Raw genomic sequence first — 24,564 nt, 5'->3', positions numbered from 1 at the left:
AAGGCCAATGCCGCGTGCCCGGTTACCGCGAGTTATGCGGAAATTGCGCTTTCCAGGTTGCTAAGCCTCCGCGTGTGTTTTTGCGCAAATCCCGGTCAAGCTTTAGTGGCGGCGGAAAGGCTGGCTGGCGCCGCTGGCGTCTGCGGCTCCACGACGCACGAACCTTGCAGCCGGCGGCCGCATTCATACTTCGAAGGTGCCGGCCAGAGGTTCGCCCGCGGCCGCCCCAGGAGACGGCCATGAACTATTTTCGTACCGCAATGCTGCTCGCTGGCCTGACCGCCCTGTTCATGGGCGTCGGCTATCTGATCGGAGGCGCCTCGGGCGCCATGATCGCGCTCGTCATTGCCGCCGCAACCAACCTCTTCACCTACTGGAACTCCGACCGCATGGTGCTGTCGATGTACGGCGCCCATGAGGTCGATCGTTCGACCGCGCCGGAGCTGGTCGGCCTCGTCGCCGAGCTTGCGGGCCGTGCCGGCCTGCCGATGCCGCGCGTGTTCGTGATGGATGAGATCCAGCCCAACGCGTTCGCCACCGGCCGCAATCCGGAAAACGCCGCGGTCGCCGTCACCACCGGTCTGATGAACCAGCTCAGCCGCGAGGAGCTCGCCGGTGTGATTGCGCACGAGCTCGCGCACATCAAGCATCACGACACGCTGCTGATGACGATCACCGCGACCATCGCCGGTGCGATCTCGATGCTGGCGCAGTTCGGCATGTTCTTTGGCGGCAATCGCGACAACAACAGCGGTCCGGGCATCATCGGCTCGATCCTGTTGATGATCCTCGCTCCGCTCGGTGCCATGCTGGTGCAGATGGCGATCAGCCGGACCCGCGAATATGCCGCCGACAATCTCGGTGCGCGCATCGTGGGACAGCCGATGTGGCTGGCCTCTGCGCTGGTGAAGATCGAGGGCGCTGCGCACCAGGTCCCGAACTACGAGGCCGAGCGAAACCCTGCGACCGCGCACATGTTCATCATCAATCCGCTGTCGGGCCACGGGGTGGACAACCTGTTCGCCACCCACCCCTCGACGCAGAACCGCGTCGCCGCGCTCCAGCAACTGGCGGCCGAGCTCGGCGCGCGCGCGGCGCCGTCGGTCGGCGCCAACGAGAACTATCCACCGCGCGGGCCGTGGGGCCGCTCCTCCTCACGTCGTAGTCCCTGGGGCTGACGGAGCCGGCAAGGATTGCGTCTGGCTTTGTGATCTGGCGCACACAGGGGGGTCCCCAACCAGTGTTAACTCCTCGGCGTGACCATTCCTTCGAAAGGGGATGGGTGGCTGGCGCGCTGCCGGCCACCGTCGAAGATGACCAGAATTGCCGTACCATTGCTGATCGTCCTTTGCGTGCTCGTCGGCTTGTCCACGCACATGGTCGTCAATTGCGGCGACGAGGATGATCCCGACATCTGCTCGGCCGTGATCGGCTTCTCGCCGCTGCGCGGCTCGCTGATCGCCTTCGCCTATGCGGGACGTGGACGGATCGCGCTGCGTCACGGCGACTTCAAGCGGGCGATCGCCGATTTCGACGAGGCCATCCACCTCAATCCCAACCGCGCTTCGCTCTATCGCGACCGGGCGCTGGCGCGCCGGCAGAACGGCGACTTCGAGCTTGCCATTGCGGATTACGACGAGGCGATCGCGCACGATCCCAAGCGCGCGGCACCTTATCACCAGCGCGGTCTCGCGCTCGCCGCAATGGGCGATCTCGACCGCGCCATCCTGAGCTACAGCACGGCGGTCCGCCTCGACCCCACCGATGCGCAGGCCCGTCTCGACCGCGGCCTTGCGTTCCTCGCCCGCGGCCAGACGGACGACGCCCGCGCCGATTTCGAGGCCGCGCTGGCGCTGCCCGCCGGCAAGGACGGTCGCGCGCGAGAGGCCGCGCGCGCCAAGCTCGCGGAACTCGCCAGCGCCGAGCCGACACTGGTGGCCGCGCCGCGAAGATGAGGATCTGGCGCGGCATTTGCGGCGGCACCCTCTCACGTCTTTAGGACAGGTGGCTTGCCGCATAGCGGCGAGATCGGTGAGAGATGCGGAAAGCGAGACTGTCGCGGCTGTCTGCTGCGCGTATGAACCAATTCAACTAGTATTGAGTTGGATCAATACTGGCAGGGTCCAGAGTGCATCCATGTCGTGCGCCCCTGGAGGAGCTTCCAATGTGCAAATGGGCTTTGACGATTCTGACCCTGAGTATCGCTCTGACAGCGGGGCAGGCTCGAGCCCAAAAATATGACCCGGCTTATCCCGTTTGCTTGAACGTCATTTCTCGCGGAATGACGCCATACTACCGATGCAGCTTCACGACGATGGACCAATGCAGGGCGTCGGCAAACGGCCAGATGTGCGTCCTCAATCCCTACTACGCCGGTCCTCCGGCGAGAGGAAACGCTCGGCGGCATCATCGCCAGACCTACGCGCCACCGAGGCCGCCGGTCCAGTACCGGGCGGTACCCTATAATCACTTCAATGAACCCTATTATGGGGCATCCCAAGGTTACGCGCCTGGCGAGAAAGAGCGCTTTCTCCAAAGTGTGAGGCAATACATGTGAGGGATGTCGCTCGACTGTTCGACCAGCCCATGCCTGGGGCGGAGGAATCGTTGAGGTCGCGGCCGGCCCGATTGCGGCGGCCGCGAGGGAGCGCGTCGCAAACGCGCAACGCGGCGATCCGATCAAGCCGGAGATAATTGGGAGACAGGCCGGCGAGCCTCCAGATCGCCAATCCCGTAGCGGCGATCGGTTCAACGGCAGGGCTATCGCATTTGGGAGTTTTTCCTTGCGGCCATCCTTCGAGACGGCCGCTTTGGCGGGCTCCTCAGGATGAGGGCGGGATGCGCGGCAGCAGTTTCAACGAGCACCGATGCTGATTAGCCTCATCCTGAGGAGGCGCGTCAGCGCCGTCTCGAAGGACGAGGCGCGTGCGCAGGCCGCCGCCGCAAGTCATATGCGATAGCCCTGGGTGCAACGACTACGTCTTCTTTTTCGCTTTGGCTTTCTTTGCGGCCTTCTTCGCCGGCTTCTCGTCCTTTGCCTTCTTCTCCGCTTTCACCGTAACAGGTGTGCTGGCGGCGAGGCGCATCGACCGCGCGTAGCTGTCGGCGACGTTATCGGCGGACATCTGCAGGCGCTTGGCGGCCGCAGTCGCCTGCTCCATGGTGGCCTTGGCCATCATCTTGAAGCGCTCGCCGGTCTCCTTGCCCTTGGCCTTGGCCGCAAGGCTGTTGAAGCGATCCCGCCGCTCCTTGGCACGGGTCATCAGGCCCGTATGCAGCTGTCTGGCCAGTTGCCGGATCACGACATCCAGGTCGGCTTCCGCCATGGTCTCTCATCCCCTTCGAAAAACGGTATCGATGCGGGCGGGACTATGCAGATCGGACCCCGGCTTGGCAATTCCCGGCTGTGCGTCATCCGCAGCTTACCGAGCGTGCGAAACAAAAAAGCCGCGCTGTTCGCGCGGCTCTTTGGCTTGGCTTGGCGCCGTCCGCTCATTTCAGCGAGGCGACCGGGCCGTTCGAGGTCGCCGGCTCGGGGTCGAAGCCGAACACGCCGACGAGATATTTGTAATAGTCCGGCATCTTCTCCTTGAGCGCCTCGCGCGACTTCGGATCGTGGAATTCGCTCTTGCCGGCCAGGAAGATGCTGGCGGTCACCGCAAAGAATTCCATGGGATTCTTCATCGCATAGGATTCCTTGGGCAAGAGGTCCTTGGACTTGGCGAGGGCGTAGTAGGTGATCACGCCCTTGTTGGCGTAGCCGTCCGGCAGCAGCCGCGCGTGGAAGGCGTGCAGCATCTCGTGCAGCAGCACGGCCTCCTTCTCGTAGCGCATCATGTCCGGCCGCAGCATGATCACGCCGAGGCCCGAATCGACCGCGAGGTCGACGGCATTGGGATTGGTCCAGCGCTGCTTGGCGGGGTCCCAGACCGTCAGGGTCCGGGGCGCGGTGCGCTGCATGTCCGGCGTGACCCGGCCGTAGCAGGCGGTGGCGGCACCTTCGTCGAGGCAGGCGAGTTCGCTCGCGACGATCGGAACGGTGTGGAAGAAGCGCAGCACGCGCGGAGAGAGGCCGACGCCTTCGACGACGTCGATCTGGCTCTTCAGGTTCTCGGTGAGCTTGTCGACGTCCTTGCGGTCGCGGTTCTCGGAGATGTCGAACATGTAGCCGCGGTAGCTCTGGAAGCCCGGCGGCAGCGGCTGCGCCGCGCCGGCATCGAGCGAGCCGGCGATGGTTGGACTGGCGAATAGCGCGCCGACGATGGTCGCGGTCAGCAGCAACGCAATGCGCATGGTGAACCCCCTGATGTCACTTCGCCCGGCAGATTAAGCCGCCCTTGTTTGCGAAAAGTGAGTGCGGCGAGACTAAGGCACCGATGTTGAGGCGTGCTTAACCGTTGGTTGCAGATCGCGCGGGCGGATTAGGGTCGGGTTAACCAAGCGTGGATCGGCTGCGCGCTTCGGCGTAACATCCGCCCGGGCTCGAGGCCCTCACATCATAGCCGGAAGGGGAGGATGCCATGTATGCCGCCATCCGTCAGGCCAAGGCGAAAAGCGGGAGCGCGGAAGAGCTGACGCGCCGCATCAAGGACGGCGCCGTTCCCATCATCAGCGACGTCGACGGTTTCCGCGCCTATTACGTCGTCTATGGCGGCGACGACACGGTCACCGCGATCTCGATCTTCGACAAGTTCGAGCAGGCCGAGGAAGCGAACAAGCGCGCCATCGCCTGGATCGAGAAGGATCTCGGCCCGCTGCTCGCCGGCGACGCCCGCGCCGTGGCGGGACCGGTGATCGTGCATACGCTGGCGTGAGGGCGCACGCTATTGATGACCGGAGCGGCGACCACACACTTGGTCGTTATGCCCTGGCTTGACCCGGGCATCCCCTTCTTTCTGCATACGCGGAAGCGCGTGGATGGCCGGGTCAAGCCCGGCCATGACGGAAGAGAGAGTGTGTGCCTCACAACTCCCTTGCATTCGAGAACGCAAAGCTCGACACCCGCCGCGTCGTCTCGTCCAGGATCAACGTGCGCGTGATCGGCGGCTCGGCGCGCTGGGCGCAGTTCTCGCGCTCGCAGAGGCGACAGTTGACGCCGATCGGGGTGCCCTCGGCCTTCTCCAGGTCCATGCCGGTGGCGTAGGTCAGGCGGGCGGCGTGGCGGATCTCGCAGCCGAGGCCGATGGCAAAGCGCGGCTGCGGCAGCGGATGCGGCGCCACGGGGCGGCGCACCATCTGCGCGATCGAGAAATAGCGCGTGCCGTCGGGCAGCTCGATCACCTGCTTGAGCAGGCGATCCGGCGTGTCGAAGGTCGAATGCACATTCCAGAGCGGACACGTGCCGCCGAATTTCGAGAACGGGAAGGTGCCGGAGGAGAAACGCTTGGAGACGTTGCCGGCATTGTCGACGCGCAAGAGGAAGAACGGAATGCCGCGCGCATTCGGTCGCTGCAGCGTGGTGAGGCGGTGGCAGACCTGCTCGAAGCCGGAATTGAAGCGCTGTGCCAGCACGTGGATGTCGTAGTTCAGCGCTTCGGCGGCCGCGAGGAACGCCGGGTAGGGCATCATCACGGCGGCCGCGAAGTAATTGCCGAGCGTGATCCGGAACAGCCGCCGCGGCGCATCGTCCAGCGGGCCGGCCCGGCCGATGATGGTCTCCAGCGCCTGCGCGCATTCCGCCAGGCCCAGCTGGAAGGCGAGCTGGAATGCGCGGCCGGGCGGATCGACCAGCTCCGAGATCAGCAGCTGCCGGCGGTGGCGGTCGAATCGGCGGAGCGTCTCGCGCATCACGTCGACCGGCATGATGCGGGTCTGGATCGAGTGCTTCTCGCGCAAGCGCGTTATTAGCGCGGCATACAGCCCTTCGGCGGGCTCGTTCAACTCGTCGCGCAGATTTTCCGCCGCCTGCTCCAGCTCCGGAAAATAGTTGCGGTTGGCCTCGATCAGCTCGCGCACGCGCTCGACCGGATTGGCTTCAAAGCGCGTGCCGACGTCGCGGTCGGCCATCTGCGCCGCGGCCAGGGTCTCGCCCTGACGCGCCTCGGTATAGGCCGCGTAGAGCCGCTGCAGCGCATGGGTGACGCCGGGGCAGAGCTCGGCGAGGTCGCGCAGCTCCTGCTTGGGCACGTCGATCTGCCGGAACAGGGGATCGGAGAAGATCTCGTTCAGCTCGGCGAAGAAGCGGTCCTCGTCCGCGGTGGCGAGATCGCGCAGGTCAAGGTCATAGGTCTCGGCCAGCCGCAGCAGGATCTGCGCCGTGACCGGGCGCTGGTTGCGCTCGATCAGGTTGACATAGCTGGGCGAGATCCCGAGCCCCTCGGCGATCTGGGTCTGCGACAGCCCCAATTGCTGCCGGATTCGCCGGAAGCGCGGGCCGACGAAGAGTTTCTTGCCGGAATCGGCGGGCATGTCTCAGATCTCCAGACTCAATCAAGGTCAGAACAGTTGACCTATTATTTACAAATTTTACAAAGTGACATCTATTACACGTTCAGATGTTACATGACATCACCAATAAAAAACAAGCCATCTGTACGAACTTTTCCTTTTCGCGTTTAGCTTCTGACACGCATCTCGCAATGCATTGTCAAGAATGTCGATGGCTGCTTTCGCCATCGTCAGCGAAAGGATCAGGCACATGAACTACCAGCCCCGCGGTATCAGCACCCTCCAGGGTCCGTCCTCGTATCAGGACGAGGTCAAGGCGGCTCAGGCGCTCCTCGAGACCCAGCCGACCTGGAACGGCGTTTCGGCCGAGGCCGTCGCGCGCATGCGCCTGCAGAACCGTTTCAAGACCGGCCTCGACATCGCCCGCTACACCGCGGCCGTGATGCGCGCCGACATGGCCGCCTATGACAAGGATCCCACCAAGTACACCCAGTCGCTGGGCTGCTGGCACGGCTTCATCGCCCAGCAGAAGCTGATCTCGGTCAAGAAGCATTTCGGCGGCAAGACCGACCGCACCTACCTCTATCTCTCCGGCTGGATGATCGCGGCGCTGCGCTCCGAATTCGGTCCGCTGCCCGACCAGTCCATGCACGAGAAGACCGCGGTGCCGGCGCTGATCGAGGAGCTCTACACCTTCCTGCGTCAGGCCGATTCGCGCGAGCTCAACGACATCTTCCGTCTGCTCGACAAGGCGCGCAAGGAAGGCGACAAGACTCGCGAGAAGGAGCTGATCGAGAAGATCGACAACTTCCAGACCCATGTCGTCCCCGTCATCGCCGACATCGATGCCGGCTTCGGCAACGCGGAGGCGACCTATCTGCTCGCCAAGAAGATGATCGAGGCGGGCGCCTGCGCGCTGCAGATCGAGAATCAGGTCTCCGACGAGAAGCAGTGCGGCCACCAGGACGGCAAGGTCACGGTGCCGCATGACGTCTTCCTGGCGAAGATCCGCGCCTGCCGCCACGCCTTCCTCGAGCTCGGCGTCGAAGACGGCATCGTCGTGACCCGCACCGACTCGCTCGGCGCCGGCCTGACGCAGCAGATCGCCGTCAGCCACAAGCCCGGCGACATCGGCGACCAGTACAACAGCTTCCTCGATTGCGAGGAAATCACCGCGGAGAACGCCAAGAACGGCGACGTCATCATCAACCGCAACGGCAAGCTGATGCGTCCGAAGCGGCTGCCCTCCAACCTCTACCAGTTCCGCCCCGGCACCGGTGCAGACCGCTGCGTGCTCGATTGCATCACCTCGCTGCAGAACGGCGCCGACCTGCTCTGGATCGAGACCGAGAAGCCGCATATCGAGCAGATCGCCAGCATGGTCGACCGCATCCGCAAGGTGGTGCCGAACGCCAAGCTCGCCTACAACAACTCGCCGTCGTTCAACTGGACCCTCAACTTCCGTTGGCAGGTCTACGACGCGATGAAGGAAGCGGGCCAGGACGTCAGCAAGTACAACCGTGCCGAGCTGATGAAGGCGGAGTACGACGACACGCCGCTGGCGAAGGAAGCCGACGAGCGCATCCGTACCTTCCAGGCGGATTCGGCCAAGCGCGCCGGCATCTTCCACCACCTGATCACGCTGCCGACCTATCACACGGCCGCGCTCTCGACTGACAATCTCGCCCGCGAGTATTTCGGCGAGCAGGGCATGCTGGGCTACGTCAAGAACGTCCAGCGCGCCGAGATCCGTCAGGGCATCGCCTGCGTGAAGCACCAGAACATGGCCGGCTCCGACATCGGCGACGACCACAAGGAGTACTTCGCGGGCGAAGCTGCGCTGAAGGCGGGCGGCGTCCACAACACGATGAACCAGTTCGGCTAACGGCGGATCGGACCGGTCTGGAAGCCAGGTTGGAGTCCAGGCCGGTCACGCACCTCAACAGGAGACTGACAATGACCAAAGGCAGCAATTTCTGGGTGATCGGCGGCGAGTTCGGTTCGATGAACTTCCACAAGCTCGTGGAAGGCTCGGCCCAGGTCAAAGGTCCGTTCAAGACCCGCAAGGAAGCCGAAGAGTGCTGGAAGGAAGTCTCGGAAGAAAGCCGTCACAAGGCCGGCGTCCGCTTCTCGATCGTGGAAGAGCCCTCGCGGGTCTCGGCCTGATCGTCCCGACTTAAGAAGACGTCCAAGGACGGATGGTCCCATCCAGGCCCTGCCTGGGTGGGATCGTCTGTTTTTGGCACAGGTGAAACGGCTGTGGGCGCCGTAAGTCTCTGGAATTGTAGGCCTTTGCGGAGGGTTTGGTTGCTGATAGGTTAATGGGGATAAGTCGAGGACGAGGCCGACAATGTCAGAGCCCGAGACCAGCGGGACCGATCCCGGCCAGCCGCGCCCGGTGCGGCTGCGCGATGCGCTGCTGCGCGCGCGGATCGAGGCGGCCGACCGCACCGGCGTCGTGGTCGATTTGCGCGACGCCGAGGTGGCGCGGCTCGAGATCCTCAACGATGCGCTCGATCCCCTGTTCGCGCAGGTGCCTGATCAGATCGACCTGTTCGACCGCGGCATCAGCCAGGGCGATACGCCGCGGCTGTGGATCGACGTCGTCGCCCACATCGTGATGGGGCGCGACAAGCGGATGTACCGCTTCGTCCAGGACACCCGCTTCGGCCGCATCGTGCTCGCCGAATCGCACGACACCGCCGTGATCGTCGAGGCCGTCACCGACTATGTCGCGCGCCGCATGGTCGAGCGCGAGCGTGCGATGTTGGTCCAGCCCGAACCGCAAGCACCGACCGCCGCGCCGCCGCCGCGCCGTTCGCGCGTCTGGCCGTTCGTGTTCGGCTTCGTGCTGGGCGCGGCCGCGCTGTTCGGGCTTGCAGTGCTGGCAGTCTTGCGGAACTGGTGAGGCTCTCTCCGCCGTCATTGCGAGGAGCCCTTGCGACGAAGCAATCCAGACTGCCTCCGGGGAGATTCCTGGATTGCTTCGCTGCGCTCGCAATGACGACCGGGGACTAAATCAACCGCACATGCTTGATCTGCCCGACCTGAAACCCCACCCCGAGGCTTCGCACCGTCTGCTCGCAGCGCCAGCCGGCATTGTCCTTCTCGATGGTGAACAGATTGTACGCCGCCGCCGGATAACGTCCGTGCGCCAGCGCGGAGGCCGACGGCACGCCGAGCGCGGGAATGTTGCCGTTCGGACCCTCGAACCACATCGTCGAATGAATGTGGTCGTGCCCGTGCAGGACCAGCTCGACGCCGTGGCGCTTCAACAGTCCCAGCAATTCCGGCGCGTCCGTCATCCGCTTCGCCCGCGCGCTGGATTTCAGCGGATGATGCACCAGCAGCACGCGGAAGACGTCTTCCGCGGCGAGTCGCTCGAGCACCTCCGCGAGCGCGGCGAGCTGATCGCGCCCCAGCGTGCCGGTCGCCATCAGCGGGAGGGTCGGTACCGCCGTGGACAGGCTGATCAGGGCCAGCTGCCCGCGCCGGCGCACCGCGGGGAAGGCTGCGCCGCCGGGTGTGTCCGCGGCGATGTAGTGCAGGAACGTCTCGCCGAAGCGATGACGCGTCGCGCTGACATAGGCGTCGTGATTGCCGGGGATCGCGGTCACGCGGTCGGGCGGGCCGACGCTTTCGAGCCAGGCCAGCGCCGGTGCGAACTCCGCCTCCAGCGCCAAGTTGACGAGATCGCCTGTCACTGCGATGTGGTCGGGCGCCTGCGCCTTCATGTCGGCGACGAGCGCGTCGAGAACCTCGCGGCGCTGGTACTTGTGGCGGTTGCGCGTCCAGTTGACATAGCCGAACGCGCGCTTGCCCGCGAGCTCGATCAGCCGCGGCTTCGGCAAAGGCGCCAGATGCGGATCGGACAGGTGGGCGAGCGTGAAGGGAGCCAGCGTGGAGGGAGTCATGGCGCGCGAATGCCTCGCTATTGCTCCGCTGTAATGGCAAGGTCGCGCGCGCTGCGCAAGCAGGGCCTGAAACGGGGGGCGTCGAGGAGCCTGATGGGAGAACGTCTGAACCGAGCCCGACGGAAAGCCGAGCCGCTGCTGCGGCGGTTCTTCCACGTCTACTTCCTGCTCGTCCGCGGCATGACGCTCGGCGTCCGCGCCGTGGTGCTGGATGCCGACAATCGCGTCTTCCTGGTCAGGCATAGCTACGTCAGCGGCTGGTATTTGCCTGGCGGCGGCGTCGATTTCGGCGAGACCATGGAAGAGGCGTTGCGGCGCGAGCTCAAGGAGGAGGGCGACATCGATCTGACAGGCGAGGCGATCCTGCACGGCGTCTTCCTCAACAGCCACGTCTCCCGCCGCGACCACGTCGCGGTCTACGTGGTCAGGCAGTTCAGGCAGGACCGCGTCCCTGAGCCCAACCGCGAGATCGTCGAATGCGGATTCTTCGACAATGCCGCATTGCCCGAGGGCACCACGCCCGGCACGCGGCTGCGGATCGCCGAAGTGCTCGATGGCAGGCCCGTGATTGCGACGTGGCGCTGAGGGCAGCTTGTGCTAGTAACCCGCTCGACGCGCACGGCAGACCACGCCGCTCGGGCGCGAGCCGACAAGCCTCGGAGTGCTGCCCTGATGACCACAACGCAACTTCGTATCGCGGTGCTGGTGCCCTGCTACAACGAGGAGGCCGCGGTCGCGACCGTCGTTGCCGATTTCCGCAAGGCGCTGCCCGCGGCGGAGATCTACGTCTACGACAACAATTCGCGCGACCGGACCGCCGCGGTCGCGCGCGAAGCCGGTGCGATCGTGCGCAGCGAGCGCCGGCAGGGCAAGGGCCACGTCGTGCGCCGCATGTTCGCGGACGTCGAGGCCGACGTCTATGTGCTGGTCGATGGCGATGCCACCTACGATGCGCCGAGCGCACCCATCATGATCGACAAGCTGCTCGACGAGCATCTCGACATGGTGGTCGGGCTTCGCGTCGATCAGGTCCAGGCTGCCTACCGGCTCGGCCACCGCACCGGCAACCGCATGCTGACCGGCTTCCTGTCCGACACCTTCGGCCACGCTTTCAAGGACCTCCTGTCCGGCTACCGGGTGTTCTCGCGCCGCTTCGTCAAATCCTTTCCCGTCCTCTCCGACGGCTTCGAGATCGAGACCGAGCTTGCGGTCTATGCGCTGGAATTGTCGCTGCCGGTTGCCGAGGTCGAGACGCCCTATTATGCGCGCCCCGAAGGCTCGTTCTCCAAGCTCAACACCTGGCGCGACGGCTTTCGCATCCTCGGCACCATGCTGAAGCTCTATCGCAGCGAGCGGCCGTTGCGCTTCTTCACGGTGATCGGAATCCTGCTGGCGCTGGCGTCGATCATCTTCGCGATTCCGATCGTGATCACCTTCATCGAAACCGGCCTCGTGCCGCGCCTGCCCACTGCCGTGCTGTCGATGGGCCTGATGATCATGGCCTTGCTGTCGGTGTCGTCAGGGCTCGTGCTCGATACGGTGACGCGAGGGCGGCGGGAGATGAAGATGCTGGCCTATCTGTCCCAGCCGGCGTCGAAACGGAACGCAGGTTGAGCCAGGCTTGCACTTCGCCCGCCGGGAGGTAAACGGGGCACCGCCGCCGCCCATGGACCTTCGCAGGCGCAAGTGCTACTCCGCGAATTGACATGAACGATCTCTCACTGACCATTCTTCCCGAAGCCGCCGGCGACGCTCAGGCGATCGAGCGGCTGCACGAACGCACCTTCGGCCCCGGCCGCTTCGTGCTGAGCGCCTACCGGATCCGCGAGCACGTCGACCATCTGCTCGAACTGTCCTTCACGGCCCGTATCGGCACGCTCCTGGTCGGCTCCGTCAGGCAATTGCCGATTCTGATCGGCCAAACGCCGGCACTGCTGCTCGGGCCGCTCACCGTCGAGCCGCCGTTCCGCGATCGCGGCATCGGCCGTCAGTTGATGGAGCGCGCGCTGAAGGACGCCAGGGAAAAAGGCCACCGCCTCGTGCTGCTGGTCGGCGACGAGCCCTATTACGGCCGCGTCGGCTTCAAGCAGGTCGCCAAGGGCCGCGTCACCATGCCCGGCCCGGTCGATGCCGCGCGCATCCTGGTGTTCGAGCTCGTCGACGGCGCCTTCGAGGGCGTGTCGGGCGCGGTCGGCCCGGACTGGAGCAAAGCGCGGACATAGGAGCGGCGCGCGTCGTTGGAAACGCCGTAGCCCGGATGGAGCGCAGCGCAATCCGGGAAGGTCTTCCGCAACGAGAGAACCCCGGATTACGCTACGCTCCATCCGGGCTACGACACTGCTCGTATCTCATCCGGCTAAGAGACCGTCGAGAAGACGCGCGGCTGCGCGCGTCATACTCCGTCATTGCGAGCCACCGGGTCTGCGCGAAGCGCGGCCCGATGACAGGCTCAGCGAAGCAATCCTGAGTCTTTCCGCGGAGGCGGTCTGGATTGCTTCGTCGCAAGGGCTCCTCGCAATGACGGCGCGTGTCGTTACCTAGAACTTGAAGTTCGCGAACGCCCTGACGCCGATGCCGGGCAACAGCACCTGGTCCTTATTGAAGGAGACGGCATTGCGGATATTCTCGTTCAACAGGTTGTTGCCGACGAGCCCGACATGCATCTCGCGCGCGCCGAACCAACGTTGATCGAGCTGCGTTTTGTAGCTGACCTCGGCCCTTAGCAGGTTGTAGCCGGGCGTCGGCGTCTCCGCGATCGGTGCGATGTCGTTTTGCGCGAACGCGTGCAGCAGGTTGATCCGGGCAAACCATTCGGCGTCGCGATAGTACACACCACCGCCCAGCCGCTGGGGCGGAATGCGTGGCACGTTAGTGCCGTCGTCGAAGGTCGCGCGCACGATGTCGTATTGACCCTCGATGCCCCAGATCCCGTTCCAGACCGGCATCACGTCGTACTGGAACTGGAATTCGCCGCCCCGGAATGTCGCGTCGCGCTGCGAATAGACCGCCTGATTCAGTTCGAGGCCAGCGCCAAGCTGGCAAACGCCGTCCTCACACGTGTTGCCGGTCAGGCGCCGGTAGATGAAACCGTTGAACTTGGTGTAGTAGCCGGTGATTTCGAAGCGAAGCGGTCCTACCGCTCGTCGCAGTCCCGCCTCGACCGACTTGGCGGTCTCGATGCCGAGATTGGGATTGCCTATGTCGAAAGTGGTGGTGGCATCGTGGCCGCCGCGCGAAAACAATTCCGCCGGTTTCGGCGCGCGTTCGACATATTGGCCGGTGATGCTGGCGACCAGATCCCAAGGAAGGCTGTGGATCAGGCCGATGCTCCCGCTCACCGGCGTGAAGTTGCGGTTGACCGCCGTTGCGGGGCCGATCGCGGCCGGATCGACGGCGAGGTCGAACACATCGGGGACGAAGGCCGGCGCCGTGCCGCTCAACCTTGCGCTCTCGACGCGTCCGGCGATCTGAGCCTTGGTGGCTTCGCTGAACTTGAACTCGTTGAAGATGTACCCGGCGACCTTTGTGTTCTTGTTCGGATCGAACAGTCCGTTGACCGGGCTGCCTGGATCGTCCGGGCTCGGCGCGGTCAGCTTCTGGTGCGACGCCTGAACGCCCACAGCGGTGGTCAGCGCGGCGAAGCGGACGTCGAACGGCGCAAGCTGCACCTCGACGCGGCCTTCCTGTTCCTTGTTGGTGAAGGTTTGTCTCACGCCGAGGGAGCCGAGGTCGGCAGAGTCGGCGAGCCCGACCTCATCGTGCTTATAGTCGGTGGCGCTGGCCCAGAACCGGATCGCATCGATCGCCGCCGCATCCGGCCGATACTCGCCTTTTGTCGTGAACTTTGTTTGTCGTCCGTCGATCCGCGTCAGGAACTCGCTGCCCTCGATACCGGGAATGTGATAGAGCGCGTTGTGCTGCGTGATTGCCGCGCCCACGTAGCCGCCGTCGAAGATGTAGGAGCCGCCGACAGATCCGCCGTAGGCCTGCGATGCCGAATTCGGCTGGCGTCCGTTGAACGGCAGCGTCGGGTCCGTCAGGAACGGGTAGCTCGGGATGTTGTAGTCGCCGGCCTTGCGGCCAAAGGCATCGGCGTGGAAGGCAAAGTTGCCGCCGCCGGCATCGAGCAGCACGGCACCTTCGGTCCCGCGATCGACCGAAGTTACGGCCGTCCGCGTTTCCGCGGTGATGCAGCCCGGCGATCCCACGCTTGCCAGCGGCGCCTTGGTCGGGAGTCCGTAAGTCGGAAAGGGCGCCGTGCAGGACGGCAAGGCATCCGGAATTCGATTGTTGGTTGCGCTGACCACGCCACCGATCGCGGTGGAGCCGTAGCGCAGCGTCGCCGGTCCGCGGATGACCTCGACCTGGGTGGCTGCCAGCGGATCAATCGGCACGAAGTGATCCTCGCCGAGATCGGACGCGCCGTTGCTGCCTGTTCCGTTCTCGATAATGCCGACCCGGTTGGTGTCGAGCCCGCGAATGATCGGGCGGCTGGATGCGCCGGGTGCGTATTCAGAGCCGGTGATGCCGGGCTTGGAGAACAGGAGATCGCCGAGCGTGCCGCCGCCGTTGCGCCGAATCTCCTCGTTCGGCACCACGGTGACGGTCGCGAACTGATCGGTCACAACAGGCAGCACGCCTTGCTGAGGCGCGGCGGGCACGGGAGCTGCCGGTGCCGCTTCAGCTGCCTGCTCGCGGCTGCGCACCCGCGCGGTCCGCGTGCCTCGGCCTGCGTTGCGGGTCGGCACCACTGCTCTGCGTACGATCGGGCTCGGCGCCGTTACGGTGATGGCGGGGAGCTCGGTCGACGATTTGTCTTGTGCCGGTCGTTGTGCCGAGTCTTGGGCGAACGCGGATGTAGCGGCGGCGCCGAGCAGGAGCAGGCTTGCTCCGCCAAGGCGCTGCGCGCGTCGCAATTGAAATGACATGGTCCTGATTCCACTCAGGCGCCGTCCGGATGATGCTCTGCTGATCGGAGGCGGCCTGCCGTCGCGACGCGACGGAATTCGACTTCAACTTCTCCCAGGCACTTGCCGATGTGCGGCGAGGCTGGGTGTGATCAAGCGTTGGAGTCAGGACGCAGGAGGGGCGCGCGGCTGGAACGCCGTGCGGGCCGATGTCAGATGAGCGAACTCGGCGTCGAGGCTGCGCCGGAGCAGCTCGATCGCCTGCGGCAGCAACAGCACGGGCGGCGTCGCCGACACGATCGTGCCCGCCATCGCAATGATGGCGCAGATGGCGCAACTCTCGTCGCGCGAATGCTCGCGCTCGGGACTTGAGGGCGATTGCTTCTCGACGGCGGCGCCGTCGGTTGCTGCAACGTCCTTGGCGCCGCCTTCGATGTGCTGGACCGATGATTGAGCAAAAGGCGCGGCCTGCGCGAACCAATGGCTGTGGCCGAACGTCAGCGCGAGCTGCACCAGCATCGCGAACAACGCGAGCCGGGCGCCGTGCCTGCTATTCGACCGGAACCACTTCATCTGGAAAACGCCACCCCCACACCGAGGCGTCAATCCCAGGACGCCGCGATGTTATAGTATAACATCGCCCGACCGGTTCACCGATGTCAACGGCGGGGGGATCGGCGCATGCAAGCCGCCAAGCCGATGTGTCGTTCGGGCAACTACCGCCCCTCGCGCACCCAGGTCGCCGCAAATGCGCCGAGCAGCAGCAGCAGGCCGATCAGGCCGGAGAAGATCGGCAGCACGCCGACGCCCTTGACCACGCTGGCATCGCGCATCCGCACACCCATCCACCCGTCGCCGTGGAACATGCCGACCGAGCGCACCGGCAGGATGCGCGGCAGCTCGACGCTCGAGCTAGTAGCCACGCGCACGGCATCGCCGCCCGTCGCCTGTGTCAGCGGCTTCAACGTATCGACCGTGGAGGTGACTTCCGAAAATTCCTTCGGATTGGTCGGGCCGACATTGATCAGCGCTTTCAGCGTGCCGTCGGTCGCCTGCCACAGGCCGAGCTCGCTCGCCGGCAGGCTGGCGCGCCACTCGCCGGGATCGCCGGCGCTCAGCGTCAGATCCTGCGACACGCCCGACGGCGATGTCACGCTAACGGGCTGGACGCTGTCCGCCATGGTCTGACGCACCACGACGAGGTCCTTGCCCTGCACCTGGAGGCGCAACGCCTCCTCGTCGAGATCAGGCTGCTTCATCAGCCAGTGCGACATCCGCCGCAGCAGGTCGAGATGCGGACCGCCGCCCTCATAGCCGCGCGCCCACAGCCAGATGTGGTCGGACAGCAGGAGCGCGACGCGGCCCTCGCCGAAGCGCGACAGGAACAGCAGCGGCTTGCCGTCGACGCCGGTCATGACGGGCGGGTTGACCGCATTGCGGGTATCGACGGTGCGGAAGAACCGGCTCCAGCGCGGCGGCTCACTGGCGGAGCCTTCCAGCCCGCGCGTGACGGGATGGCGTTTGCCGAGGTCGGACAGATGCGCATAGAACGGCTTCTCGGTGACGCCGACCGGTTCGGCCGGCAGCACCGAATCGAGCGGCGTGCGCCAGATGCTGCTGTTCGAGGCATAGTCGGGGCCGGCCGAGACCAGCACGGCGCCGCCTGCACGCACGTAACGCGCCATGTTCTCGAAATAGGGGATCGGCAGCACGCCCTGGCGGGCATAGCGGTCGAAGATGATCAACTGGAATTCGTTGATCTTCTGCTGGAACAGCTCGCGGGTCGGAAACGCGATCAGCGACAATTCGTTGATCGGCGTGCCGTCCTGCTTCTCCGGCGGGCGCAGAATGGTGAAATGCACGAGGTCGACGCTGGCGTCGGACTTGAGCAGGTTGCGCCAGGTGCGCTCGCCCGAATGCGGCTCGCCCGAGACCAGCAGCACGCGCAGCTTGTCGCGCACGCCGTCGATGGCGACGACGGCGCGATTGTTCACCGGCGTCAATTCGCGCTCCAGCGGCGAGGCCTCGATCTCGACGATGTTCGGCCCGGCATGCTTGATGTCGACGTCGACGCTCGCGGCCTGGCCGCTGGAGAGCGTGCGCTCGTTGATGACCTCGCCGTCGCGGCGGACCGTGACCCTGGCGCGCTCGCCGGTGACACCCTGGTCGTCGAGGCGGTAGGAGATGGTCTGGCTCTGCCCGACGATACCGAAGCGCGGCGCGGCGGTGATCGCGATGCGGCGGTCGCGCTCGTCCTTCTGGCCCGTGACCAGCGCGTGCACCGGCGCCTGGAAGCCGAGCGCGGCGGCGTTCGCGGGAATGTCGTGGACGCGGCCGTCGGTGATCAGGAACGCGCCGGCGACGCGGTCGACCGGGACGTCCGCCAAGGCCGAGGCCAGCGCGCCGAACAGCTTGGTGCCGTCGGTCTCGCCGTCGGCCTGTCCGGCCTCGACGACGCGGACCTCGAGGCCCTTGATCTTCTTCAGGCTGTCGACCAGCGCCTCCTGCGCTTGCGCAGCTTCGCGATTGCGGTTGCCGAAGTTCTGGCTCGGGCTCTTGTCGACGACGACAGCGGCGACCGAGGTGAGGGGATCGCGGTCCTCGCGGGTGAAGGAGGGATTGGAAAGCGCCAGCAGGAACAGCGCCAGCGCGGCCACCCGCACCGCGGCGCCGCGCGCGCGCGCCAGCAGCAGCACGAGCGCGACAATGACGATCGCGGCGAGCGCGAGCCACAGCACGATGGTAGGAACAAGCGGTGTGAACGCGATGCCGTAGTTCATGTCGATCCTATTGCCCCAGCCGTTCGATCAGCGCCGGAGCGTGGACCTGGTCGGCCTTGTAGTTGCCGGTCAGCGTGTACATCACGATGTTGGCGCCGGCGCGGTAGGCGAATTCGCGCTGGCGGGGGTCGCCGCCGGTCACCGGCAGCATGGCCTGTCCGTCGGGCCGCACCGCCCAGGCGCCGGCCAGGTCGTTCGAGGTGATGATGATCGGCGAGACGCCGTCGCCGCCGCGCGCCGGCCGCTGCGCGCTCTCATCGTCGTCTTCGCGCGGCAAGGTCTCGACCCAGGTCTGGCCGGCGGTGAAGCGGCCGGGGAAGTCGCGCAGCAGATAAAAGGTCTTGGTCAGCACGTGCTCGCGCGGCACGGGCTCGAGCTCGGGCACGTCGAGCGAGGACAGGATCTCGCGCAGCGTCTGCATCGCCGGCGTCTGCGCCGCGCCGTTGGCGCCGGGCGGCGCCTCGATCGCGTCGCGGGTGTCGAACAGCACGGTGCCGCCCTGCTTCATGTAGACGTCGATCTTGTTGATGGCGTCCTGCGGCGGCTTCGGCGCGCCCGGCACGATCGGCCAGTAGATCAGCGGGAAGAACGCGAGCTCGTCGCGCGCGGGATCGACGCCGACGGGATCACCGGCCTCGAGCGCCGTGCGCTGGGCCAGGAACAGCGTCAGCCCGTTCATTCCCGCCTTGACGATGGAATCGACATCCGCATTGCCCGTGACGACATAGGCGAGGCGGGTCTGCGACACCGACTTCATCGCGAACTCGTCCGTGACGCCGTCGGCGCGCGACGGCGCCGGCGAGAGCGCCGCGAATCCCGCGAGCAGGGCGAGCACGATCATCGCGGGCGCGGCGCGGCGGCGCAGCAGCGCGGCAATGCCGCCGCCGAGCACCGCGATGATGATGGCGTCGATCAGGAACAGCGCGAGCGCCGTCGACAGCAGCCAGCCGCGCAAATCGCGCGGCTCGGCATTGGTGTAGGTGGCGTGCCGGGCGCGCAGGCTCGCGGTGTTCAGGGCGGCGATGCGGTCGGCGCTGGCAAGCGTGTTCACGGCGAGCGGTCCTTCTGCCGGGCCGTAGAAGCCGGGCGGATGATCTGATGTGGCGCGGTCGCGGTAATCCGCAGGAAGCGGCTTGGCCGTCGCGGGCGGCGGACCAAACGCGCCAAATCCGTCGAGGATGTGCAGCGGCGCCACGGTCTCAGTGGTTGCTTCGCCGGCAACGCCAGCGCCGGGCTTTGCGGTGTAGCCGGACATGTCGACCACCCGCCGCAACATTTCGACGAACGTGCCCGACATCGGTAAGTCAGACCAGCGCATGTCGGCGCTGACGTGGAACAGGCTGACGAGGCCCTTGCCGCGATGTTCGCCGGTGACGAGCGGGGTGCCGTCTTCCAGCGAGGCCCAGCTCTTGGTGGCGAGCACGGCGTCGGGCTCGGCCAGCACCTGCCGGCTCACGGTGACGTCCTTGGGCACCGCGACGCCGGCGAACGGGCCGTCGACGGCGAAGGAGGCGAGATGCTGCGGCTTCTCCCAGGTCAGGCTGCCGCCGAGCGTGCGGCCGCCCTTGCGCAGCTTGACCGGCACAAGGTCGTCCTCCGCCTGTGCCAGCCGGGGCCCAGCGAACCGCACCAGCACGCCGCCCTGGTCGACCCAGGCATTGAGGCGTTCGCGCAGCTCGGGGGCGATGGTGCCGACATCGGCGAGGATGATCATCGGCAGCTTCTGGTCGAGAAACTGCGTGATGCCCTGCTGCGGCGAGCCCTTGTCGGCGAGCCGGACGTCGGCGAACGGCGCCAGCGCGCGGGTGAGATAGAAGGTCGGCGCCAGCAGTGGCTGCGCGGTCTCGCTGGTCGCGCCCGAGATGATGCCGATGGCGCGGCGGCGCCAACGCTTGTCGAGCAGCTGCACCGCGCCGGCCGAGCGCTCGCCGGAGATTTCGAGCCGCGTGATGTCGTTGCGCAGCTCGACCGGCAGGTCGAACGCCGCCTCGGTTTCCTTGTCCTGCGGGCCGAACGAATAGCGCGCTTCGCCGATCGGCGACGCCTTCTGGTCCAGCGCGCGTACCGTGCCGACCGCAATCCCGCTGTCGGTGCGCAGCACCTTCACCGTCATCTTCGCTGCGGCGTTCTCGGCGGCGACCAGGGCCAGCGGCGAGGAGGTGCCGCCTGCGAACACGGTCAGGCTGCGGTCGCCGATGGTCTTGCCGAGGCCGGCCACGAAGTCCTCGCCGCGGCCGGTGTCGACGCCGTCCGAGAGCCAGGCGATCTCGCAGTCGCCGGTGACCTTGAGGAAACGGTCGACCGCGGCCAGCGTCTCGACGCGGTCGATCGAATAGGGCTTTGGCGCCAGCTGCCGCAGCGCGACGCGCGCCGCACCCGCCGGCATCAGCGTGATGTCGCGGTTCGGCTCGGACAGCGGCACCAGCGCGATGCCGCGGCCGTCATTGTCGGCATTGGCGATAAGCTCATCGGCGGTCCTGATCCTGACGTCCCAGTGCGATGCGGCGCTCCAGCCGTCGTCGAACATGATCATCAGCGGCGCCTTGCTCCCGGCGACGCCCGTTTGCGGATTCCAGATCGGGCCGGCGGCGGCGAAGATCACCAGCGCGGCGGCGAGCAGGCGAAGCGCGGTCAGCCACCACGGCGTCCGTGAGGGCGTCTCTTCGCGCGGCGTGATGTCGAACAACAGCCGCGTCGGCGGAAACTCGATGCGACGCGGCCGCGGCGGCATCACGCGCAGGAGCCACCACAGCACGGGCAGGCTGACGAGGCCGATCAGGAGCAGCGGTTGCGTGAAGGCGAGCGGCAATCCCATCATGCGGCCGGCCCCGCCTTGATCGTCGTGGTGCGTACGCCGGACTTGCTCACCTGCATGCCCGCATGCAGGAACAGCAAGAGCTCGGCGGCGGAGCGGTCGGTCGCGTGCGTCGTGAACAGCCAGTCAAGCTTGTTGGTCTCGGCACGGATCTGGTCGCGGTGCAGCGCGAGGCGCGCGGTGTAGTCCTGCGCCCAGCTCTCGGCGCGGCCGGCGGTGATCACGCCGAAGCCTTCGGGCTCGACGAACTCGACGCGGCCGGAATAGGGGAACGATTCCTCGGCAGGATCGACCACCTGCACCATCGTGCCATGCGCGCCGGAGCTGGACAGCCCGGCGAGCGTCGTCCTGATCTCGGCGATCGGCGACCAGAAATCCGACAGCACGATGATCTCGGCCAGCGCCGCCGGAACGAAGGATGGCGGCAGGCTCAGTCGGTCTGCATCGTCATGCAGCATCGCCTGCGCCATCCTGTCGATGACGCTGCGGCTTGCGGTCGGCGCCATCAGCCCGGGAATGCCGACGCGCTCGCCGCCGGCGACAAGCAGCTCGGCCAGTGCGAAGGCGACGATCAGTGTCCGCTCGAGCTTGGACACGCGCGCGGTCTTCGAGGCGAACGCCATCGAGGGCGAGCGGTCCGGCCAGATCCAGACCGTGTGCGAGGCTTCCCATTCCAGCTCGCGCACGTACAGATGGTCGTCGCGCGCCGAGCGGCGCCAGTCGACGTTCTGCGACGGTTCGCCCGAGACGAAGCGGCGGTACTGCCAGAAGTTTTCGCCCGAGCCGGCGCGGCGCCGTCCATGCAGGCCGTGGATGACGTTGGCGGCGATGCGGCGGGCCTCGAGCACCAAGCGCGGCAACGAAGCGGCGAGCGTGCGGCTTTCGCCATCTGCACGTCGGATCGCCAATATCTCCTTCGCTGCCCGCCCGTTCTCCGCTGCCATCAACCGATCCGTGTCTTCAATTGCCGGATCACGTCCGGAATCGTGCGGCCTTCGGCGCGCGCCTGGAACGTCAACGCCATGCGGTGCTTCAGCACGGGCTCGGCAAGGTCGAGCACGTCGTCGATCGAGGGTGCGAGGCGGCCGTCGATCAGCGCACGCGCGCGCACCGCCAGCATCAGGGATTGGCTGGCGCGCGGGCCGGGGCCCCAGGCAATGAACTTGCCGGCTTCGCCGGCGTCCGGACCCGGGCGGGCCGAGCGCACCAGCGAGAGAATTGCTTCCACCACGGAATCGCCGACCGGCAGGCGCCGGATCAGGCGCTGCGCGGTGATCAGCGCATCCGGCGTCATCGCGCCCTTGGCCAGCGTCTCCTCCGCGCCCGTGGTTTCAAACAGGATGCGGCGCTCGGCATCGCGGTCGGGGTAGTCGACGTCGATCTCCATCAGGAAGCGGTCGAGCTGGGCTTCGGGCAGCGGATAGGTGCCTTCCTGCTCCAGCGGGTTCTGCGTCGCGAGCACGTGGAAGGGTTTCGGCAGATCGTGACGCGCGCCGGCGACGGTGATGTGCTGCTCCTGCATCGCTTGCAACAACGCCGATTGCGTGCGCGGGCTGGCGCGGTTGATCTCGTCGGCCATCAGGAGCTGCGCGAACACGGGACCGGCAATGAAGCGGAAGGCGCGCCTTCCCGCGGTGCTCTCGTCCAGCACTTCGGCGCCGAGAATGTCGGAAGGCATCAAATCGGGCGTGAACTGGATGCGCTTGGCGTCGAGACCGAGCGTGACGCCGAGCGTCTCGACCAGCTTGGTCTTGGCAAGGCCCGGCACGCCGATCAGGAGCGCATGGCCGCCGGAGAGGATGGTGACCAGCGTGTTCTCGATCACGCGATCCTGGCCGAAGATGACCGAGGCGATCGCGTCCTTGGCCGCGCGAACCTGGCTCGACACCTGCTCGGCCGAACGGACGATCCCGTCCTCGAGTTTCTCGACACTCTCCGCCATTCGCTTGCTCCTTCAGCCTGTGCAACGCGGCTTGCTTGCATCGTCAGCCTGTCACGTCAGGTCATCACGCCAGATCATGGGCCCCATGCTAGACTTGCAGGAAAGCCATGTATTCGTTGAATTAACCTATCCCCACCTTATCGGCTTCGGGGTATGTACGGCATCACGAAGTGGCGACCTCCACACCGGGCTATTCCGGATGGAACCGCGCACCTAAGTACAACGTAGACCTGCACCAATCGTGCCAATCACAAAGTCAGGGCAAACCATGGCGAACCAAGGGCAGAGCGCCGATCGGGGTCTCGAGGGACTGACTGCCGCCGCCAAAAGCGCTGCCAATGCCGAAGGCGCCAAGAAGGGCCTGCCTCCGGTGCATCTGTGGAATCCGCCGTTTTGCGGCGATCTCGACATCCGAATCGCCTTCGATGGTACTTGGTTCTACATGGGGACGCCAATCGGGCGTCCCGCCCTGGTGCGGCTGTTTTCGACCATTCTCAAGCGCGAGGGCGACAAGCATTTCCTGGTCACGCCGGTGGAGAAGGTCGGTATCCGCGTCGACGATGCGCCGTTCATGGCGGTCGAGATGCAGAAGGACGGCGAGGGCAGCCATCGCGTGCTGCACTTCCGCACCAATGTCGACGACTGGGTCACCTGCGACGCGGCGCACCGGCTGCGCTTCGAGCAGGCGGAGGATGGCGGGCTGACGCCCTATCTGCACGTCCGCGCGGACCTCTGGGCCAAGGTGACGCGCGCGCTCTATTACGATCTGGTTGACATGGGCGAGGAGCGGATGGTCGATGGCCAGCCGATGTTCGGTGTCGAGTCGGCCGGCGAGTTCTTCGCCATGGCCGATGCGGAGCAGGTGAGGGCGGCGCTTTGAATTTGAACAACCCTATCCTGACGAACGAGCCGGTCGCGCTTGGCGCTGCGGATTTCTTCGCCCGCTCCAAGGCGAGGCTCGGCTTCGACGTGCCGCCCGGCCTCTATGATCCCAACATCATCCCCGCCTCGGGCGATCCCGGCACCGACAAGATGCTCGAGATCATCGCGCGCGAGCAGCCGGTGCGCCCGGCAGCGGTCCTGATCGCGGTGGTCGATCATCCCGAGCCCACCATCCTGCTGACGCAGCGCTCGGCGCACCTCAACGACCATGCCGGCCAGATCGCCTTTCCCGGCGGCAAGATCGACGCGATCGATGCCTCGCCGCTCGATGCGGCGCTGCGCGAGGCCGAGGAGGAGGTCGGGCTGGCACGCGACTTCGTCGAGCCGCTCGGCTATCTCGATCTCTACGGCACCGCCTTCGGCTTCCGCATCCTGCCGACGGTGGCGAAGGTCAGGCCCGGCTTTTCGCTCAGCATCAACCATTCCGAGGTTGATGATGCGTTCGAGGTGCCGCTATCCTTCCTGATGAATCCGGTGAACCACCAGGTGCACAGCAAGGAATTCCGCGGCACGCCGCGGTCCTACTACGCGATGCCGTTCGCGGAACGCTACATCTGGGGGGCGACGGCGGGCATGCTGCGTGTGCTGTATGAGCGGATCTATTCGTCATGATCCGGACGGTTCTGACCGAGATCGGAATCTTCCTCATCCCCTTTGCCGTCTATGCGCTGTTCCTGGCGGCGACGCGGTCCGGTGTGTTCGCACGCTCCTCATGGCCGGTCGCGATCGTCGCGCGTCTTGCGCTGGTGGCGATCGTGCTGGTCATCGCGGGCCTCATCGGCTTGGCGGAGTTCTCCGGCGCGCCGCCGGATTCGACCTACGTCCCCGCCCATATCGAGGACGGCAAGCTCGTGCCGGGCACGGAAAAGTAGGGGCG

General features: G+C 66.0%; 23 protein-coding genes. 13 read left to right on the top strand and 10 right to left on the bottom strand.

Translation table 11 applies throughout. The features are described 5' to 3' along the window. The first annotated feature begins 239 nt into the window (after positions 1-239). The 3 genes from htpX to I6F09_RS37770 all read left to right on the top strand — a co-directional run bounded on the left by htpX (position 240) and on the right by I6F09_RS37770 (position 2,557). Positions 240-1,178 carry a zinc metalloprotease HtpX gene (gene htpX / locus I6F09_RS27765; RefSeq protein ID WP_036037078.1) on the top strand — a complete coding sequence of 313 codons (939 nt, stop codon included), beginning with the start codon at positions 240-242 and terminating at the stop codon, positions 1,176-1,178. Between the two features lie 135 nt (positions 1,179-1,313). Continuing rightward, the gene (locus I6F09_RS27760; RefSeq protein ID WP_192893321.1) at positions 1,314-1,955 is read left to right on the top strand and encodes a tetratricopeptide repeat protein; all 642 of its coding nucleotides are present in this window, start codon (positions 1,314-1,316) and stop codon (positions 1,953-1,955) included. Positions 1,956-2,164: 209 nt separating this feature from the next. Then, the gene (locus tag I6F09_RS37770; RefSeq protein WP_081494629.1) at positions 2,165-2,557 is read left to right on the top strand and encodes a DUF3551 domain-containing protein; all 393 of its coding nucleotides are present in this window, start codon (positions 2,165-2,167) and stop codon (positions 2,555-2,557) included. Between the two features lie 418 nt (positions 2,558-2,975). On the opposite strand, the gene I6F09_RS27750 is transcribed toward I6F09_RS37770, so the two are convergent. Both I6F09_RS27750 and I6F09_RS27745 read right to left on the bottom strand, forming a co-directional pair. Next, positions 2,976-3,326, bottom strand: coding sequence for a hypothetical protein (locus I6F09_RS27750; RefSeq protein WP_036013820.1), 351 nt, complete (start codon positions 3,324-3,326; stop codon positions 2,976-2,978). Positions 3,327-3,492: 166 nt separating this feature from the next. Further along, complete coding sequence (locus I6F09_RS27745; protein WP_225189523.1) at positions 3,493-4,293, bottom strand: hypothetical protein; 801 nt, start codon at positions 4,291-4,293, stop codon at positions 3,493-3,495. A 227-nt stretch (positions 4,294-4,520) separates the two neighbouring features. On the opposite strand from I6F09_RS27745, the gene I6F09_RS27740 reads away from it, so the two are divergent. Beyond that, positions 4,521-4,814, top strand: coding sequence for a hypothetical protein (locus tag I6F09_RS27740; protein ID WP_036013813.1), 294 nt, complete (start codon positions 4,521-4,523; stop codon positions 4,812-4,814). 148 nt (positions 4,815-4,962) lie between these two features. Here I6F09_RS27740 and I6F09_RS27735 read toward each other — a convergent pair whose 3' ends face one another. Then, the gene (locus I6F09_RS27735) at positions 4,963-6,408 is read right to left on the bottom strand and encodes a short-chain fatty acyl-CoA regulator family protein (protein ID WP_036013804.1); all 1,446 of its coding nucleotides are present in this window, start codon (positions 6,406-6,408) and stop codon (positions 4,963-4,965) included. A gap of 229 nt (positions 6,409-6,637) precedes the next feature. Here I6F09_RS27735 and I6F09_RS27730 point away from each other — a divergent pair, with 229 nt between their 5' ends. From I6F09_RS27730 to I6F09_RS27720, 3 genes are all read left to right on the top strand, one after another. Beyond that, positions 6,638-8,272 (top strand): isocitrate lyase, encoded by a 1,635-nt coding sequence (locus I6F09_RS27730; protein ID WP_036013803.1) that lies wholly within the window; start codon positions 6,638-6,640, stop codon positions 8,270-8,272. 71 nt (positions 8,273-8,343) lie between these two features. Further along, positions 8,344-8,553, top strand: coding sequence for a hypothetical protein (locus I6F09_RS27725; protein WP_036013800.1), 210 nt, complete (start codon positions 8,344-8,346; stop codon positions 8,551-8,553). A gap of 184 nt (positions 8,554-8,737) precedes the next feature. Continuing rightward, positions 8,738-9,295, top strand: a complete 558-nt coding sequence (locus tag I6F09_RS27720) for a hypothetical protein (RefSeq protein WP_225189522.1) — start codon at positions 8,738-8,740, stop codon at positions 9,293-9,295. 106 nt (positions 9,296-9,401) lie between these two features. Here the strand turns inward: I6F09_RS27720 and I6F09_RS27715 are convergent, their stop codons facing one another. After that, positions 9,402-10,286, bottom strand: a complete 885-nt coding sequence (locus tag I6F09_RS27715) for a metallophosphoesterase (protein ID WP_225189533.1) — start codon at positions 10,284-10,286, stop codon at positions 9,402-9,404. 108 nt (positions 10,287-10,394) lie between these two features. Between I6F09_RS27715 and I6F09_RS27710 the strand changes: the two genes are divergently transcribed. From I6F09_RS27710 to I6F09_RS27700, 3 genes are all read left to right on the top strand, one after another. Then, on the top strand, positions 10,395-10,886 hold the full coding sequence (locus I6F09_RS27710) for an NUDIX domain-containing protein (protein WP_036037090.1): 492 nt from the start codon (positions 10,395-10,397) through the stop codon (positions 10,884-10,886). A gap of 87 nt (positions 10,887-10,973) precedes the next feature. After that, a complete protein-coding gene (locus I6F09_RS27705; protein WP_036013795.1) occupies positions 10,974-11,915 on the top strand; it encodes a glycosyltransferase family 2 protein in 942 nt (313 codons plus the stop codon). Positions 11,916-12,007: 92 nt separating this feature from the next. Continuing rightward, positions 12,008-12,523, top strand: a complete 516-nt coding sequence (locus I6F09_RS27700) for an N-acetyltransferase (protein ID WP_057026259.1) — start codon at positions 12,008-12,010, stop codon at positions 12,521-12,523. Between the two features lie 315 nt (positions 12,524-12,838). Here the strand turns inward: I6F09_RS27700 and I6F09_RS27695 are convergent, their stop codons facing one another. The 6 genes from I6F09_RS27695 to I6F09_RS27670 all read right to left on the bottom strand — a co-directional run bounded on the left by I6F09_RS27695 (position 12,839) and on the right by I6F09_RS27670 (position 22,745). Next, entirely contained in the window at positions 12,839-15,229 is a 2,391-nt protein-coding gene (locus I6F09_RS27695) for a TonB-dependent receptor (RefSeq protein ID WP_225189521.1), read from the bottom strand. A gap of 144 nt (positions 15,230-15,373) precedes the next feature. Continuing rightward, complete coding sequence (locus tag I6F09_RS27690; RefSeq protein WP_225143343.1) at positions 15,374-15,781, bottom strand: DUF2946 domain-containing protein; 408 nt, start codon at positions 15,779-15,781, stop codon at positions 15,374-15,376. Positions 15,782-15,924: 143 nt separating this feature from the next. Beyond that, entirely contained in the window at positions 15,925-17,988 is a 2,064-nt protein-coding gene (locus I6F09_RS27685; protein WP_225114475.1) for a hypothetical protein, read from the bottom strand. Between the two features lie 7 nt (positions 17,989-17,995). Then, positions 17,996-20,806: a DUF4159 domain-containing protein gene (locus I6F09_RS27680; protein ID WP_225189520.1), complete on the bottom strand. Its 2,811-nt coding sequence runs from the start codon at positions 20,804-20,806 to the stop codon at positions 17,996-17,998. Beyond that, complete coding sequence (locus I6F09_RS27675; protein ID WP_225189519.1) at positions 20,803-21,747, bottom strand: DUF58 domain-containing protein; 945 nt, start codon at positions 21,745-21,747, stop codon at positions 20,803-20,805. The genes I6F09_RS27680 and I6F09_RS27675 overlap by 4 nt, the downstream gene beginning before the upstream one ends. Then, a complete protein-coding gene (locus I6F09_RS27670; protein WP_025038173.1) occupies positions 21,747-22,745 on the bottom strand; it encodes a MoxR family ATPase in 999 nt (332 codons plus the stop codon). The genes I6F09_RS27675 and I6F09_RS27670 overlap by 1 nt, the downstream gene beginning before the upstream one ends. 268 nt (positions 22,746-23,013) lie before the next feature. On the opposite strand from I6F09_RS27670, the gene I6F09_RS27665 reads away from it, so the two are divergent. From I6F09_RS27665 to I6F09_RS27655, 3 genes are read left to right on the top strand one after another with little or no spacing between them, the layout of a single operon-like run. Next, positions 23,014-23,625, top strand: coding sequence for a DUF1285 domain-containing protein (locus tag I6F09_RS27665; protein ID WP_225189518.1), 612 nt, complete (start codon positions 23,014-23,016; stop codon positions 23,623-23,625). A 2-nt stretch (positions 23,626-23,627) separates the two neighbouring features. After that, on the top strand, positions 23,628-24,299 hold the full coding sequence (locus I6F09_RS27660) for a CoA pyrophosphatase (protein WP_036024826.1): 672 nt from the start codon (positions 23,628-23,630) through the stop codon (positions 24,297-24,299). Continuing rightward, entirely contained in the window at positions 24,296-24,559 is a 264-nt protein-coding gene (locus I6F09_RS27655; protein ID WP_036013774.1) for a DUF6111 family protein, read from the top strand. Before I6F09_RS27660 ends, I6F09_RS27655 begins: the two co-directional genes overlap by 4 nt. Positions 24,560-24,564: the final 5 nt, after the last annotated feature.

It is taken from the genome of Bradyrhizobium sp. IC3195 (assembly GCF_020193585.1).
Lineage (GTDB): Bacteria > Pseudomonadota > Alphaproteobacteria > Rhizobiales > Xanthobacteraceae > Bradyrhizobium > Bradyrhizobium yuanmingense.
This window is presented reverse-complemented; position numbering and strand designations above follow the sequence as displayed.

What these genes read in the sequence shown, in the direction of transcription:
- htpX (WP_036037078.1), top strand. Translation starts at nt 240, where the DNA reads ATGAACTATTTTCGTACCGCAATGCTGCTCGCTGGCCTGACCGCCCTG.
- I6F09_RS27760 (WP_192893321.1), top strand. Translation starts at nt 1,314, where the DNA reads ATGACCAGAATTGCCGTACCATTGCTGATCGTCCTTTGCGTGCTCGTC.
- I6F09_RS37770 (WP_081494629.1), top strand. Translation starts at nt 2,165, where the DNA reads ATGTGCAAATGGGCTTTGACGATTCTGACCCTGAGTATCGCTCTGACA.
- I6F09_RS27750 (WP_036013820.1), bottom strand. Translation starts at nt 3,326, where the DNA reads ATGGCGGAAGCCGACCTGGATGTCGTGATCCGGCAACTGGCCAGACAG.
- I6F09_RS27745 (WP_225189523.1), bottom strand. Translation starts at nt 4,293, where the DNA reads ATGCGCATTGCGTTGCTGCTGACCGCGACCATCGTCGGCGCGCTATTC.
- I6F09_RS27740 (WP_036013813.1), top strand. Translation starts at nt 4,521, where the DNA reads ATGTATGCCGCCATCCGTCAGGCCAAGGCGAAAAGCGGGAGCGCGGAA.
- I6F09_RS27735 (WP_036013804.1), bottom strand. Translation starts at nt 6,408, where the DNA reads ATGCCCGCCGATTCCGGCAAGAAACTCTTCGTCGGCCCGCGCTTCCGG.
- I6F09_RS27730 (WP_036013803.1), top strand. Translation starts at nt 6,638, where the DNA reads ATGAACTACCAGCCCCGCGGTATCAGCACCCTCCAGGGTCCGTCCTCG.
- I6F09_RS27725 (WP_036013800.1), top strand. Translation starts at nt 8,344, where the DNA reads ATGACCAAAGGCAGCAATTTCTGGGTGATCGGCGGCGAGTTCGGTTCG.
- I6F09_RS27720 (WP_225189522.1), top strand. Translation starts at nt 8,738, where the DNA reads ATGTCAGAGCCCGAGACCAGCGGGACCGATCCCGGCCAGCCGCGCCCG.
- I6F09_RS27710 (WP_036037090.1), top strand. Translation starts at nt 10,395, where the DNA reads ATGGGAGAACGTCTGAACCGAGCCCGACGGAAAGCCGAGCCGCTGCTG.
- I6F09_RS27705 (WP_036013795.1), top strand. Translation starts at nt 10,974, where the DNA reads ATGACCACAACGCAACTTCGTATCGCGGTGCTGGTGCCCTGCTACAAC.
- I6F09_RS27700 (WP_057026259.1), top strand. Translation starts at nt 12,008, where the DNA reads ATGAACGATCTCTCACTGACCATTCTTCCCGAAGCCGCCGGCGACGCT.
- I6F09_RS27695 (WP_225189521.1), bottom strand. Translation starts at nt 15,229, where the DNA reads ATGTCATTTCAATTGCGACGCGCGCAGCGCCTTGGCGGAGCAAGCCTG.
- I6F09_RS27690 (WP_225143343.1), bottom strand. Translation starts at nt 15,781, where the DNA reads ATGAAGTGGTTCCGGTCGAATAGCAGGCACGGCGCCCGGCTCGCGTTG.
- I6F09_RS27685 (WP_225114475.1), bottom strand. Translation starts at nt 17,988, where the DNA reads ATGAACTACGGCATCGCGTTCACACCGCTTGTTCCTACCATCGTGCTG.
- I6F09_RS27680 (WP_225189520.1), bottom strand. Translation starts at nt 20,806, where the DNA reads ATGATGGGATTGCCGCTCGCCTTCACGCAACCGCTGCTCCTGATCGGC.
- I6F09_RS27675 (WP_225189519.1), bottom strand. Translation starts at nt 21,747, where the DNA reads ATGGCAGCGGAGAACGGGCGGGCAGCGAAGGAGATATTGGCGATCCGA.
- I6F09_RS27670 (WP_025038173.1), bottom strand. Translation starts at nt 22,745, where the DNA reads ATGGCGGAGAGTGTCGAGAAACTCGAGGACGGGATCGTCCGTTCGGCC.
- I6F09_RS27665 (WP_225189518.1), top strand. Translation starts at nt 23,014, where the DNA reads ATGGCGAACCAAGGGCAGAGCGCCGATCGGGGTCTCGAGGGACTGACT.
- I6F09_RS27655 (WP_036013774.1), top strand. Translation starts at nt 24,296, where the DNA reads ATGATCCGGACGGTTCTGACCGAGATCGGAATCTTCCTCATCCCCTTT.